General features: G+C 58.0%; 19 protein-coding genes and 1 pseudogene. 4 read left to right on the forward strand and 16 right to left on the reverse strand.

Features of this window, described 5'->3' with window-relative positions; translation table 11 throughout:
• Window positions 1-16 precede the first annotated feature (16 nt).
• Entirely contained in the window at window positions 17-1,474 is a 1,458-nt protein-coding gene (locus CFR72_RS06390; RefSeq protein WP_244182199.1) for an aspartate ammonia-lyase, read from the forward strand.
• Between the two features lie 4 nt (window positions 1,475-1,478).
• On the opposite strand, the gene CFR72_RS06395 is transcribed toward CFR72_RS06390, so the two are convergent.
• Window positions 1,479-2,417 carry a LysR substrate-binding domain-containing protein gene (locus CFR72_RS06395; RefSeq protein WP_193713629.1) on the reverse strand — a complete coding sequence of 313 codons (939 nt, stop codon included), beginning with the start codon at window positions 2,415-2,417 and terminating at the stop codon, window positions 1,479-1,481.
• 371 nt (window positions 2,418-2,788) lie between these two features.
• On the opposite strand from CFR72_RS06395, the pseudogene CFR72_RS06400 reads away from it, so the two are divergent.
• Window positions 2,789-4,861: pseudogene (locus tag CFR72_RS06400) on the forward strand (TonB-dependent receptor plug domain-containing protein); the annotation flags it as partial.
• Window positions 4,862-4,886: 25 nt separating this feature from the next.
• On the opposite strand, the gene CFR72_RS06405 reads toward CFR72_RS06400, so the two are convergent.
• The 13 genes from CFR72_RS06405 to CFR72_RS06465 form a co-directional block, all read right to left on the reverse strand.
• Window positions 4,887-5,591 carry a tyrosine-type recombinase/integrase gene (locus CFR72_RS06405; RefSeq protein WP_244182192.1) on the reverse strand — a complete coding sequence of 235 codons (705 nt, stop codon included), beginning with the start codon at window positions 5,589-5,591 and terminating at the stop codon, window positions 4,887-4,889.
• 488 nt (window positions 5,592-6,079) lie between these two features.
• Window positions 6,080-6,262 (reverse strand): hypothetical protein, encoded by a 183-nt coding sequence (locus CFR72_RS06415; RefSeq protein ID WP_110913171.1) that lies wholly within the window; start codon window positions 6,260-6,262, stop codon window positions 6,080-6,082.
• The gene (locus tag CFR72_RS06420; RefSeq protein WP_208629975.1) at window positions 6,259-6,825 is read right to left on the reverse strand and encodes a DNA N-6-adenine-methyltransferase; all 567 of its coding nucleotides are present in this window, start codon (window positions 6,823-6,825) and stop codon (window positions 6,259-6,261) included. The genes CFR72_RS06415 and CFR72_RS06420 overlap by 4 nt, the downstream gene beginning before the upstream one ends.
• The gene (locus tag CFR72_RS17120; protein WP_146220657.1) at window positions 6,822-7,046 is read right to left on the reverse strand and encodes a hypothetical protein; all 225 of its coding nucleotides are present in this window, start codon (window positions 7,044-7,046) and stop codon (window positions 6,822-6,824) included. The genes CFR72_RS06420 and CFR72_RS17120 overlap by 4 nt, the downstream gene beginning before the upstream one ends.
• Window positions 7,039-7,476: a hypothetical protein gene (locus tag CFR72_RS06425; protein ID WP_110913173.1), complete on the reverse strand. Its 438-nt coding sequence runs from the start codon at window positions 7,474-7,476 to the stop codon at window positions 7,039-7,041. Before CFR72_RS06425 ends, CFR72_RS17120 begins: the two co-directional genes overlap by 8 nt.
• Entirely contained in the window at window positions 7,473-8,285 is an 813-nt protein-coding gene (locus CFR72_RS06430; protein WP_208629976.1) for a hypothetical protein, read from the reverse strand. The genes CFR72_RS06425 and CFR72_RS06430 overlap by 4 nt, the downstream gene beginning before the upstream one ends.
• Window positions 8,286-8,292: 7 nt before the next feature.
• Entirely contained in the window at window positions 8,293-8,544 is a 252-nt protein-coding gene (locus CFR72_RS06435) for a hypothetical protein (RefSeq protein WP_110913174.1), read from the reverse strand.
• Window positions 8,544-8,732, reverse strand: a complete 189-nt coding sequence (locus tag CFR72_RS06440) for a hypothetical protein (protein ID WP_110913175.1) — start codon at window positions 8,730-8,732, stop codon at window positions 8,544-8,546. Before CFR72_RS06440 ends, CFR72_RS06435 begins: the two co-directional genes overlap by 1 nt.
• Window positions 8,733-8,808: 76 nt before the next feature.
• On the reverse strand, window positions 8,809-9,120 hold the full coding sequence (locus CFR72_RS06445) for a hypothetical protein (protein ID WP_146220658.1): 312 nt from the start codon (window positions 9,118-9,120) through the stop codon (window positions 8,809-8,811).
• Window positions 9,117-9,416, reverse strand: a complete 300-nt coding sequence (locus CFR72_RS06450; RefSeq protein ID WP_110913177.1) for a hypothetical protein — start codon at window positions 9,414-9,416, stop codon at window positions 9,117-9,119. Before CFR72_RS06450 ends, CFR72_RS06445 begins: the two co-directional genes overlap by 4 nt.
• A 174-nt stretch (window positions 9,417-9,590) precedes the next feature.
• On the reverse strand, window positions 9,591-10,274 hold the full coding sequence (locus CFR72_RS06455) for a hypothetical protein (RefSeq protein WP_146220659.1): 684 nt from the start codon (window positions 10,272-10,274) through the stop codon (window positions 9,591-9,593).
• A 14-nt stretch (window positions 10,275-10,288) separates the two neighbouring features.
• Window positions 10,289-11,020 (reverse strand): BRO family protein, encoded by a 732-nt coding sequence (locus CFR72_RS06460; protein ID WP_110913179.1) that lies wholly within the window; start codon window positions 11,018-11,020, stop codon window positions 10,289-10,291.
• Between the two features lie 27 nt (window positions 11,021-11,047).
• Complete coding sequence (locus tag CFR72_RS06465; RefSeq protein ID WP_110913180.1) at window positions 11,048-11,281, reverse strand: hypothetical protein; 234 nt, start codon at window positions 11,279-11,281, stop codon at window positions 11,048-11,050.
• A 157-nt stretch (window positions 11,282-11,438) separates the two neighbouring features.
• Here CFR72_RS06465 and CFR72_RS06470 point away from each other — a divergent pair, with 157 nt between their 5' ends.
• Complete coding sequence (locus CFR72_RS06470) at window positions 11,439-11,699, forward strand: hypothetical protein (RefSeq protein WP_110913181.1); 261 nt, start codon at window positions 11,439-11,441, stop codon at window positions 11,697-11,699.
• 2 nt (window positions 11,700-11,701) lie between these two features.
• On the forward strand, window positions 11,702-11,878 hold the full coding sequence (locus CFR72_RS17495) for a hypothetical protein (RefSeq protein WP_167400315.1): 177 nt from the start codon (window positions 11,702-11,704) through the stop codon (window positions 11,876-11,878).
• 330 nt (window positions 11,879-12,208) lie between these two features.
• Here CFR72_RS17495 and CFR72_RS06475 read toward each other — a convergent pair whose 3' ends face one another.
• Window positions 12,209-12,553, reverse strand: a complete 345-nt coding sequence (locus CFR72_RS06475; protein ID WP_110913182.1) for a helix-turn-helix transcriptional regulator — start codon at window positions 12,551-12,553, stop codon at window positions 12,209-12,211.
• Window positions 12,554-13,042: 489 nt separating this feature from the next.
• Entirely contained in the window at window positions 13,043-13,318 is a 276-nt protein-coding gene (locus CFR72_RS17125; RefSeq protein WP_146220661.1) for a hypothetical protein, read from the reverse strand.
• Window positions 13,319-13,647 lie beyond the last annotated feature (329 nt).

The following is a 13,647-nucleotide window of genomic DNA, read 5'->3' on the forward strand; positions in this document are numbered from 1 at the left end:
AGATGCCACGGCCTGCATGCCCGCAGCAAAGTCTGGCCCCACGGGACAGAAGGCGGAACAGCCCGGCAGCCGTGTCGAGCGCGACCTGCTGGGTGAGGTCACCATTCCCCCCGGTGCCCTGTGGGGTGTGCATACATGGCGCGCGGTCGAGAATTTTCCCATCAGCGGCACGACGGTCGGCGCGTTCGGGGAACTGGTGCAGGGACTGGTCCGGGTCAAGCAGGCAGCAGCAGGGGAGAACCTCGCGCTGGGCTATCTGGACCCGGTGCGTGCCGGGGCCATTGATGCCGCATGTCGGCGCATATTGGAAAATCCGTCCTATCATCAGCAGTTTGTCGTGGATGCCATGCAGGGGGGTGCTGGCACATCCACGAACATGAACGCCAACGAGGTCATTGCCAACGTCGCCCTTGGGCTGCTGGGGGAAAAGCCGGGCACATATTCGGTGCTGCATCCCAACGACCATGTCAACATGGCGCAGTCCACCAACGATGTCTATCCGACCGCCCTGAGGCTGGGCCTGCTGCTGGCGGTTGACCCGCTGGTGGCGGCGCTGGAGGGGTTGCATGCGGCACTTGATGAAAAGGCGCGGGCGTTCGGGGCGATCCTGAAGGTCGGCCGCACGCAGTTGCGCGATGCCGTGCCCATGACGGTGGGGCAGGAATTCGGGGCGTTCCGCACGATGATCGCCACGGAAATCAGAAGCATAAGGGAACATGCCACCGCCTTTGAGCAGGTCAATCTGGGTGGCACGGCCATCGGGACGGGACTGAATACCGATCCGCGTTATGCGCACACCGTCGTGGCGGAACTGCGTGCCCTGACGGGGCGGCCCATGACCGGTGCGCCGGACCTGATCGAGGCAACATCGGATGTGGGGGCCTTTGTCCTGTTTTCCGGCGTGCTCAAGCGCCTGGCGCTGAAACTGTCGAAGATGTCGAGTGACCTGCGCCTGCTGTCGAGTGGGCCGAGGACCGGGCTGGGCGAAATTGCGCTGCCTGCGGTGCAGGCCGGGTCCTCCATCATGCCGGGCAAGGTCAATCCGGTCATCCCCGAGGCCGTCAATCAGGTTGCTTATCTGGTTGCCGGGCATGACCTGACCATCACCATGTGCGCCGATGGGGGACAGTTGCAGCTCAACCCGTTCGAACCGATGATCGGCTACTGCCTGTTCACGTCCATCAGGATATTGCGGGCGGCCATCGAAACCCTGACAACGCGCTGCATCAATGGCATTTCGGTGGACTGGGCGCGGTGCCAGTACCTGTCCGACATCAATATCGGGGTCATCACGGCGCTGGTGCCGGTGCTGGGATATGACACCTGCTCGACCATTGCGCGGCGTGCGCTGTCGGAAAACCGCAGGGTGACGGACCTGATCGTGGAGGAACGGCTGCTCAGTGCCGAACAGCTTGCGGTCCTGCTGCAACCTGATGCGCTGACCAGCCCCAATGTCGGACGGCAGCCTGCCTGATCCGTCAGCCGAATGGCTGGGTGCCGGGCCAGTTATGCGCGGCCGCCATGGCCTGCGCCAGTTCGATCAGCAGTTCGCGCACCGCGACGGAGGCCTCCGTTTCCGGGATGATTTCAGGAATGCACAGCGAGACGTCTTCCTGAATGACCGGATTGCGCAGCGGGTAGATGCGCGACCTGCCCGGCACGACAATCCGGCTGGCGACGGACCATGGCAGGATGGTGCTGCCGATGCCTTCTTCTATCGCGCCCTGCAGGGTGATCAGCGCCTCGATTTCCGCGACGATGCATGGTTCAAGCTGCCTGCGCATGAAGGCCATGTCCACGCTCTTGCGGACAAAGTTATGCTTGGGTGGCAGCAGCAGGGGTATGTCGGCAATATCGGCCAGTTGCACGGCGCCGGTTTCATCCTGCGGGAATTCCAGCCCGTCAGGGGCGAGCAGGAAGAATTCCTCCTTCATCATGGGTGTGAAAATGACGCCCTTGATCGGCCCCGCGCCATGGATGACCGCCATGTCCAGCCGCCCGGTCATGATCAGTTCGCTGTAGATGTCATCAAAGCTTTCGGTCAGGTGCAGCGTGATGTTGGGCAGGTGTTCACGCACGCGCTGCAGCAGCTTGACCGACAGCGTGGAGCCCGCGCTGTAGGGGGACAGCCCGACCGAAACCTTGCCAACCAGTGGGCCGACGCCACGGCTGATTTCCACCATGGCCCGGTCGAACTGCTTGGTCAGTGTCTGGGCATGCCTGTACAGTTCCTGCCCGGCGGTGGTGGGCGTCACGCCGCTCTTGCTGCGGATGACGAGTTTCTGCCTGAAGGCGTTTTCAAGTGTCGCCAGTTGCTGGCTCAATGCGGGCTGGGCGATATTGAGCAGGTCAGCAGCACGGGAAATGCTGCCAAGGTCGATGATTTTAACAAAAGCCTGCAGTCGTCGTATATCCAACTGGAACTCCATAAATGTTATGGGCGTGTGGCTTTATTGTATTGATAATAAGGATATTTTCGGAATTGTCAATCTGTTGCCGTCCTGGGGCGGATGTTTTCGGGGGCGGGTATTTTCCGGGTGGCCCCTGGCGTTTTTGCCACGGCCTGGGTGTGAAACAGGGGGCATGATACTTGCGGGAGTGGGCAAAAAACGCGACACTTTCAAAATATGTAGCATTTTCAATTGTATAATTCATTATAGATAAGTAAGAATCCGCCTTGTTCCCCAACATATCAATAATCCATATGACGCCAAATCATAACGGATGCGCATCATAACCCTGCACATGTTCGTTGCGAAACGTCGGGTCGAGTTGCAGGGGAATTCAGATGGCACGCCTATCAAAGCGGAAGTTATATCTGGTGGCTGGGGTTGCGTTCGGTACGTTCGTGCCGGCTATGGGAGACGCCGCGACGGCAACTGTCTCATCCCCTGAAAAACATTACAAGGTCGATACGCGCAAGAAGGCAGCCACCCCGGCCCATGTCGCGCCCACGTCGGTGCATGCCTCCGCGCAACCCGAAGTGATCCATGTTGGGGGACATTCGACCAATTCCGTCTTCTCGCCCGCCACGGCCCAGCACAGCACCACGCAGGTGACGGTCGTAACCGGCGCCGAACTGCTCAAGACCGGTCAGACCAACGTGCTGTCCGCCCTGGCGCAGGCCAATCCCGCCATCACCACCGCGGCCCTGCCCGGTGGCGGCGCGAGTTCGTTTGTCCAGACCATGCAGTTGCGTGGGCAGTCCCCTGACGACACGCTGATCCTGGTCAATGGCCACCGCCGCCATATCGGTGCGAACTTCAATTCGAACTCGGGCACCAACTGGGGCAGTGAACCGGCCGACATCTCGCTCATTCCCATTACGGCGATCGACCATATCGAAGTCATCACCGAAGGGGCTTCGGCGCTGTATGGTCAGGATGCCATCGCGGGTGCCGTCAATATCGTGCTCAAGCGCGATACGCACGGGGGCACCGTCAATTTCAAGAACAGCGGTTATTACGCGGGCGATGGCCAGGGGCTTGACGGTTCGGCCAACTATGCGATGGCGCTGGGGAACCGGGGCGGCTACCTCGACCTTGCGGCCCAGGTCACGCACCAGTTGCCGACGACCCGGGGTGGCGACTTCTATGGCACCATGTTTGCCGATCCCACCCGCAACGCCACGGCGGACCGTGATGTGCAGCGCGGGCTTGGCCTGCCCAAAAGCACGCTTGAGACCCTGAGCGAAAACATGTCCATTCCCGTGGCGCACGGGTTCAGTTTCTACAGCACGTCCACCTTCTCCCACCGTCGCGCGAATGTGCCGGAAACATTCCGCGCCAATTCGGGTTCGGACATATGGGTCAATCCGACGCTTTATCCCAATGGTGATCAGCCCTACATTACCATGGACCAGTACGATTTCGAAACGGATAACGGAATTCGTGCGCGTAAATTCGGGTTTGCGTGGGACGCCTATGTCACGTACGGGCGTGACCAGCAGAAATACGGCACCAAGGATTCCGAAAACGCCACGACGTCGGGCGGCGAATATGTCTATGACCCGACCCAGACGTCCTTTTATGATGGCCAGTCGATTTCCTCCGAACTGACGGCAGGGCTGAAGGCGTCACGTTCGTTCCACACCGGCCTGCTGCCCCGGGACATCAACCTGAAATTTGGCGCGGAATACCGTCACGACACCTTCCAGATGACCGAGGGCGAGACCGCGTCATGGGGCGGGCAGGGGGCGACCGACCATCCGGGCAACGTGCCCATGGCGGTCACGAACCAGAACCGCGACGTGTATGAAGGTTTCATCAACCTTGATTTCTACCTGACGAAGAAATGGGAATGGACACTGGGCGGTCGTGTTGACAGTTATAACAACCTGGCCACTGTCGCGACCGGGTCCGTTGGCACGCGTTACAATTTCAACAAGCGCTGGGCCATCCGGGCGAATATCAATTCCGGATACCGTCCGCCAACGCTGGGCGAGATGTCCTATTTCTACTCGGCGCCCTATCCCGGCTATACCGTGGACCAGGTGCCGGCCAACAGTGCGATTGCCAAATATCTTGGCGCTGGCAGCATGAAGGGCGAATATTCGCGCAGCTATACGATCGGGTTGGATGCGACGCCGGTGGATAATTTCCACATCACTGGCAACCTGTATTACATCGCGATCAATGACCGTCTGGGCAGCACGCAGTCCTATACAGTCAACCAGAATGACACCGTGCTGAAGGGACTGCTGGACGCGGCCAATATTTCAAGCGCGACGTCGCTGTCATATTACGCCAATCTCTATAACACCCAGACGTTTGGCGGGGACCTGAGTGCCGATTATACCCTGCATACGAACAGGTTTGGTAAATTCCGTTTTGCCATGGGCATCAACTTCTCCGATAACGATGGTTTAATTGTTATTAAACAATGGCTTAATCGTCAGTTTCCTGCGGTTTCCAAAAAACAGTTTCCATTCGGCTTACCGCTCCTTTTGCCAACCGCTCCTGATCGGCAGATAGAGTGTAATGCTGCACCATAGCAAGCGTGCGATGCCCGGTAATCGAGGCAATTTCATGGGTTGTGCATCCTGATTCAGCCAACAATGTTGCTGACAGCTTTCTTAATCCATGAACATTGAACCCTTTAGGTATCTTCCCTTCACTGGCGGCTTTATGCATAGCTGATGACAGGGTGCCAGGCTTCCATTTTGACCCTATTCTATTGGTCAAAATATAATCAGATGGACCGCGCCATTGTTTGAGAAAAGACGATAAATCGATATGTATGGGTATCCTTAGCACAGCACCCGTTTTTTCCTGCTGGACATTGATGAAACCGCCGTCAATATCTGACCACTTCATCCTACATAAGTCGCCTCGCCGCTGCCCGGTAAAAACCCCTAAAACTACAACTCGCCACAGCGACTCATCCAAAGTTTTCTCGGCCTGGCGAATGGTATCTTTTGTCCATGCGGGAAGAGACCCGCGCGGCAACAATGCAATTGTCATAGCGGGATTGGTATCAACCCATTCGCGTCCCAATGCCCACCCGAAAAATGTTCGGGTAATGGACAGGAACCCGTTTGCGGCACCTGGCCCCCGGCCATAAGCAATACTGTCCCGTATCTCGATCAGCATTCTTCGAGTTATATCCCGCAGCGGTAGCGCAAATACCTTTTCCATTTCCCGAAGATATATGCGTCGGTTCTGCCTTGTAGTCGGTTTTACCATCGTGAACTCGGGACTAACATAATATAAACTTAGGACGTGCCCTACAGTTCCCGTAGGTGGCTCTGGCCTTGGGGATGAATTACGCTTCTTCGGATAGTAATATTCCTTTACTGTCCCGTCAGCGAGGCGCTTGCGAACGACCTTTACGTCTCCCGTATTGGCGGTTTTCTTCGCAAATTTTGGCAACTGTCGCGTCCATATCCCTTGATGTTGAAATCCCGGCCCGTTTAAGCATCAGAGCATCCACTGCATAAATGTCCCATCGTGGAGTTTTGGGGCCAAGGTGATAACTGGGCTGGGGGATTTTCCCCTCAGCCACGTATCGGGGTAGGTTGTTTTTTGTGGTATCTAACCGCTTGGCGAGAGATGAGGGGCCGACCCACCGTTCAAGAAGGTCACCCATTCCTCACCTCCCCACGCCGTGCAATCAACCGATCCACATCCTGCTCGATAGCTGCCCGCGATATGGCCTTGGACTTCCCAACGACGCGCCCCTGAAGGATGATCCGCGCCTCTTTCCGGGTGCATTCCACCCGGTAGCCTTTGTAGAAGAAGCCGAGGCATATGGAGATGTTCATGCCGCATTTCCATCAACAATCATCGTGTTCAGGCCAAATCCCTTTCTGTGGGCATCGGCCAACGCTTCTACGGCCTGCATCCCAGCGCCGATCAACACGACGCCATTCCCCGGAGAATTGCCCCGCGTTCCATCAGGGCGCAGAAACTTCGTCTTTCCCCGTGGGAAAAGCAGGGCATCTGCATGTGGCGCGAAATCATGGAACCACCCTGAACTGGTCAGGGCGTTCACGCAGGCAATCCCATTGGCATGATCCATGAACCGGCGCAGCCATGGCACAACGCCATTGCGCCCACCAAAGGGAGGGTTCATCCAGACGAAGCCGTCCCATGGGGCCGTCAGTCCATTGTCACTGACTGTCAGGAACCGACGGCAGGGGACGGACAGGAATGCACGCCCCGTTTCCGGCTGGGCCACATCAAGATCAAACGTGACCCCAAGCGCCTCGAAAATCTCCGGCGGCGTGAACCATTCGTCGGATTGACCCGGTGCGGCGTGATGGGGCTTCATGCCTTTGTTCGCTGCATCAACGCTGTCGAGGATTGAAGTGTCTGTGATGCTCAATCCCAATACTCCCTATCTTCATCAAGTGCCCCAACAGGCGAATATCCAGCGTGCCAATAAATCTCCCAGCAATCTTCGCCGGTGCTTTCGAGAATGCTGGGTCCATACCCCTCGAAGCCCTCAATCGTATTTCGCAGTTCAGAATGGTAGCTTTCGAGATTGTCCAGCCATTCACCCCACGTCAGGGGGCTTTTGGGGGTGTGTTCTGACCGTTCAGCCATTGCCGTTCTCCGCGTTCATGGCTGCGTCAATCGCAGAGCGTACGATGCCGAGCAGTTCCTTGGTCGTGACTCGCATCATTTCCGGATCCCCATCCGGTGATGTGCGGTCAGGTAATTCGGCAACAGCCCGCGCTACATCGAATGGCACAGTATAAAGAGCCGCGCGCTCCACTTCACGCCTGCGCAGGATAGCGGCATCAACCTGCGCCTCCATGTCGGTGCGGCGGACGAGGGGGCACCAATCGTCCGGACCAGTGACGTTCTCCACATACGCGCACGGCTGGATGGGGGCTCCGATAATGCCCACAAGCCGAGCAAACATGTGGGCGGGATCGAGAATGGACCCCTCGAGCAATTCGCTTCGGATGTTGGTTTCCTCCCCATCCGTCAGCGGCAGGCGCACCAGGTAATACTGTTCGTTCTGGCTCATGCCATTTCCTTTTCTTCGCAAAATAACCCGCATTCGTGGTCGTATGATTTCAGTGGTCGCCCCATTGCGTCGGGCGGCAGTTCGTCGAGGAAAATCCGTTCGCCGCGATACTCGACCAGACGGCAGCCAATGCGTCGTGACTGCTCGGCCCGGTCCGCGAACACACCGGGGTCAACCCTGCGGACGTGGTTCCAGTAGGTCGGAGACGTAGCCTTGACGCAGCCGATGCAATTCGCGTTTGGATATCCGCGCCGGTAGATGGCAGGCAGCACGATCCCCTCATTTTTCAGCACGCCGAAACAGGCCGCTTTCGTCAGGCCAGCGTCGATCAGCACCGGCAAAACGTTGGGCCGTTCTGTCAGTGTGAAACGTGCGTGATGCCGCTGTTCATCTGCCGTGAATCCCAGCACATGCCAGTCGCAGGGATTGGCGTTCTCCCAGTGCTGGCGTGCCTGTTTTTTCAGTTCCAGCGTGCAGGGTGCTCCGCGAGGACCGGACATAAACCGGCGCTTCTCCCACACGGCCCGCGCGCTGTTGTGCGGGAACCGTGGATTGACCGCCTGCTCGATCTGCACGCCCAGCCAATCCTGCACATCCGCGAGAAAGCGCCGGTTGTCTGGATCTTCCTCTAGCACGGGCGTGTTCACCACGCGCACGTTGCACAGATTTCCCCAGCGCTTGACCGCCAGTTTCGCCGCGACCGCACTAGCTGCTCCGCACGAGAACCATACCGCGATGGTCTGTCCCTCCTGCGGTTCGCTGGCACGCTTGATCTCGTCCACCAGGTCGATCTGCCACGCGTCAGGCACAACACCCTCAGAACTCCACATAATCAGCCCCGATCACGCGCTGGTACGCGTCCTGCGGCGTCGTTCCGGACTCCCGCAGTATCCCGCGCGCTGCCTTCATCGACTTCTCGACCGCTTCCATCGCTTCGATCAGTTCGATGGCCTCGGCATCGACGTTCGCGCCAGGCACGCGCGCCGCCAGCAGGCGCGACGTAAACCGCGTCAGGTCGTCCTTGATCTGCTCGGCATAGACCTTGTTGATGGTGGCAAGGATATCCATCACACCCTCCCCACCGGCACACGCGACCCATCCGGCAGAAACCACACCCCGAACGGTGGGATGGCGGTTGCATTCTGCGCGCGGGGCGCGTCGGCGCGGACTATCAGTGCCCGGTCGTCGCCATTGGCCCATGCGATACGACGCAGGATCAGGTCGCGGTCGCGTTCGTTCTGGTCGTGGTAGGTCACAGCCCGCGCCTCCCCGCATGGTTCTGCATCACGCGCCGGTTGATCCGCACGCGCTGGTGGGTGGTCAGTAGGGGGTTCATGCCGCGCCTCCTGATGCAACGCGCTCAAACGCTCTGACAAATTCGTCGCATGTCCTGTTCTTTCGGTAAGCTTCGGCGGTCCAATCAGACCGATCGTTCTGCGGCCGCTGTTCATTGATGACACCGCGTATTGTCGCCATGCTGAAACGGCTGACCGCGATATCGATCAGATTGCGCATCTCCCGCTGGATATGCTGCACATATTCCGGGTCGTAGACAGGATCGAACCCCGGCTTTTCGGTCGGAGATACCACGATGGCATCACCCTCCCGGCGCATCCATGCGACCGGATCGCTGAACTTCTTCATGCCGCGCACTCCACCCGCTGATCGCGGCGGTAATCTGCCTGGTCAAACGCCGCGTTTTCGCGCCGGTCTCGGATGCGCTGTTCCATGATGTCGTCGAAATCGCGGATCATCTTCTTGACGGTATCGAGGTCGTCTTCAAGCGCGTTCAGGCTGTCCAGATACGTACCATCGCTCAAACGGAACTCCGTCACGAACTTGATCATAGCCTCCAGCTGCTTTTTGGCCTCTTGCAGATCAAGATCGTCGTTCCAGTCATCGCTGGTCATGTTGTCTTCAATCCAGTTCGTATCAGGCATTTTTCAATCCCCTGTAATGGTCGGCCAAACTCGGCCAGACTGCCGGGACCGCAGTCCCGGTGGCCCGGACGTGTCAGGGCGTGGTGATCAGGGAAAATCCCCAGAACAGGACGGCCAGCCACAGGATGGCAAGGACCAGCATCGCGAGGCCGCGCGTGGCGGGGGTGTCGGGGATCATGCGCGCACCGCCTTCCCGTTCTCGATGCGATAGAGAACGCCTGCCTCAATGCCGTCTTCGCCCTCGTAGAGGCAGACAAAGCGATCGCGGATGCCATCGTGCCAGACGAGCGATGCGCAGCCTCCCTTGCCCAGGCTGACGGACCCACGACAACCAGCAAATGCAACGGTCACGTTGTCACCAGTGCATTCAGCCCGTGCGTAGTCGCCCGAGAACCCGGCCCGTGCGTAGTCGCCAGAGAACCCGGCCTGTGCGTAGTCGCCCGAGAACCCGGCCCGTGCGTAGTCGCCCGAGAACCCGGCCTGCGCGTAGTTGCCCGAGGAACCGATCCGCGCGCCGTCGCCCGAGAACCCGGCCCGTGCGTAGTCGCCCGAGAACCCGGCCTGTGCGTAGTCGCCCGAGAACCCGGCCTGTGCGTAGTCGCCCGAGAACCCGGCCCGTGCGTAGTCGCCCGAGGAGCCGATCTGCGCGCCGTCGCCCGAGGAACCGATCCGCGCGCCGTCGCCCGAGGAGCCGATCTGCGCGCCGTCGCCCGAGGAGCAGATCTGCGAGCCGTTGCCCGAGGAGCAGATCTGCGAGCCGTTGCCCGAGGAGCCGATCTGCGCGCCGTCGCCCGAGGAACCGATCCGCGCGGGGTTGTTTTCGGGAGCAGTCTGCTGCTCGATCTGTGTGTTGTTCATGTTCGTTTCCATTATTAGTGCATTCCCATACGATTAATGAGGTTCTGAATGCCTTTGGGTGTGAAGAAAACCTGTGGGCTGAAGTGCTCTTCCCCATCGCGGTCGCGGTAAGACGCAAACTTTACATGGCAATGCCCGGCCTTTACCTTGTCGGAATAGGCATTCCATTTATTGCCCTGACGGAAGATGAAGCCATGCTGGTGAGCCACACGCGTGAATTGTCCCAGCGGCATGTTTGCTGCCTTGGCCGAAAGGTTCAGGTTGTAGAGACCATCGCTGTCTGCGATCTTGTCGTGGATCTGCGCCTTGGGCGTCAGCGCAGCGTTTTCGTGCTTCAGTTCCTCAATTTCTTCCGCCTGGTCTGCTGCAAGGCGCAGGGCTTCGGAAAGGGTCTTAGGGATCTCGAACTGCTGCTCGATGTTGTAGCTGCCGGTCTTACGGATGGTCGGCAGGACTTCGTGGCGAACCCAGCGGTCGAAGCGTTTGGCTTCCGGCTTGCGGCTGCGGGCAATCAGTTTGTAGAGGCCAGGTTCGGTGACGCAGTTGATTTCCTGCTCACCGCCAAGGGTCTTCACAATACGAAGGCCCTTTTCGTCCTCATCAAGGCCGCGCAGGGCATTCGTCACGTTGACGATATCCAGAACCCGACAAACTTCTGGTGCAGGGAACATCAGGTCGCCGTTTTCATCCATCTGGACGTTCAGCGGCTTACCCTCAAATCGAAACAGGGTCGATGCGTTGGTCACTTCCCATCTCCGTGTTTATATGTTTTTTCAGATCATCCGGGTGCGATGAAAGTCTTTGCTTTCAAAAGCTGCGATGGCGTCGGAAGCCGACTTGAAACCAAACCCCGAACGAGGGTTCGGGTGGCCCGCACGCTCTTTCTGTTCGTCAACAACGGTGATGGTGCCGTTCGCGGCATATTCGAGGCGAAACGTCTGAAGGACGCGCATCCGCACATCCATGTCGCCACCGCTGCGCGTGAAGTTGATTTCGTTGAGTGTCATGGCCCATCTCCGTGTTGTTGATGGGGTTAATGTCTCCCAAAGAGACGGATATGGTCAAGCGGAAAATGTCTCGTAAGGAGACAAATTATCACCCATGCAAAAACCGCCTTCGCGAATCATCACGAACATAATAAGAACACATGCGAAAGGATTCGCCATGCCAGCAACCGAGAGAATCATCTTCCAGCCCTATGCGTGGGGAAAGCCCAAACGAGGCCGTGCGCAGCTTGAGCCGGGCGCTCCTGTCGTATGCAGGTCTGTGGAGGAAGGCAGGCGCAGGGCCGATAAGATCGCCGCTGGCGGCACGTCTATGGACGGGGCGCTTCTGGTCCGCATGTTCGTGGACGAGGATGCCGGGGACTATGGCGAGCCGGAGATCCTTGAGAGCGTGGGGGATGTGCCGGAGATGGAGGATTAGGCATGAAAAACCCCGCCGGAGCGGGGTTGTCGTTAGATGCGCTTGTTCACCCAGCGCTTGATCCTCTTTTTGGTAAAGGGTGCCAAAACAATCAGTCCGATAATTGGGATGGCAAGATAGGCGATCTCAAAATCAGTCATCTCTCAATGCCTCCAGAACAGACCGTGCAGCCTGATTGATCCTATACGAAAGCAGGGTCCATAAGCCAGCCCCAGATACGAATGTCAAAAACGGCAGCTTTTTACTATGGTCGTAATAGTGACTTATCGCTGGGACAACATATCCTGTGACTGCGACAGAGACGGCAATGCCATTCAGCCAGTTCGCTAATAGCTTCGTTTGTTCATTATGAACGAGGTTTGACACAGATATTTCCCATTATCATCGCATAACCCATATCCAAATTCCGTATGCCAATCATCCCGATTGTTCTGCTATCGTTCCACGAGAACGAAAGGGAAACAATGGACGGGAACGCGGCAAAAGACCTACGGGCGTTTGGGGTGGGGTCAGGCGGCATTGGTGTCGATTCTGGCCTTGAGAAGCGCCATCAGGCCAAGGCGCTCTTCCTCGCTCATAGCGCGCCAGATCTTGAGGAGGAGAACCTCAAGATCATTATGCGCGGCGTTCTCGGAGCTTTGGACAGGCGTGCCCGAAAGGCCCGTAAGGTAGTCCAGGGAAATGTCATAGTACTGGGCTAGGGCGCTGATCGTCTTTATGCTGCCGTCTTTCTTCCCTGCTTCAATATCGGACAGGTAGGAACGACTGATCCCTACAGCCTCACCAACGTCAACTTGGTTGAGTCCCTTTTCCTCGCGGATTCTGCGCAGTCGTGTACCGATGGTGTCGCTCATTGGCACATTATTTCATCATCTCAAAAATCATGTGTTCCTCTAAGAGACATTTTTAGCTTGACCCGGCACGTCTCTTTGGAAGACATATTGGGTATGGAACCAGCAGAACTCATCTCCCGAGCCGGTGGCGCTTGTAAGCTATCCCGAGCCCTCGGGATGAAAACGCATTCCGCCGTGTTGAAGTGGAAGGCGATACCCGTTCATCACCTGATCAGGATTGAACAGATATATGGAATCCCCAGAGAAGAACTGCGTCCCACCCTATTCGAAAACGTGACGGTCGTGCGACCTGAAGGGAAGGTGGTGCGGTGAGCCGCCCCAAGATGTGGTCCGAAATAAACGCAGAGGCGATCAGGGGCGGCGCAGGCGTTTTTATTTCAGAAACCGATGTGGCGAAAAGGAGAGGGCGCACGGTGAACGACGAACCGACACAGACGGACCGCACGGCAGATGCGCTCCACCGCGCGGCCCTCGATCATGGAATGATCCTCACTCCACTGTCAGCCGGTTCTTTGCAGCCGCTGACTGCTGATATGTCGTCAAAACTCGAAGCAATGCTCTCTCAGCGAGCGTCTTCACTTCGAAAGTGTTGTGAAGACGCAATTCTTGATCCGGGATCTGTATTGTCAGAGTGCCTGACCACGGCGTCTCTCCATCGTTTCCGGAAAGAGATACAGCCAATTCTGCGCAGCCTGTTTTCAGGTTTTCGCCTGAACGACGTACGCCCAGAAGTTTTAGCGTCATGGTTGTCTGAGATTGGTTCAACGGCTTCATCCTCTGCACAGGGTGGAGAAAAGCCGGGGAGAGGTGCGACTCTCTCCGGCGCAGAAACTGTAGTGTCACGCTGCACTTGCGATCTATGCCGTCGCACGCATGGCCGCCCCACGCAGGACGCCCGCTGATGCCCCGCCACATCGACATAGCCGGGCAGCAGTTCGGCCACCTGGTCGCGGTGAAATACGTCGGTAGTTCCATCTGGCGCTGCCGGTGCGAACGCTGTGGGCGCGACGGCCAGCGTCTGTCGCTCGAACTGCGTAATGGCACTGCGACCCAGTGCAGGCGGTGCGACCTGCTGGATCGGCGGACTGCGCGTA

Origin of the sequence: Gluconacetobacter entanii (assembly GCF_003206495.1) — a bacterium.
Classification (GTDB): Bacteria; Pseudomonadota; Alphaproteobacteria; order Acetobacterales; family Acetobacteraceae; genus Novacetimonas; species Novacetimonas entanii.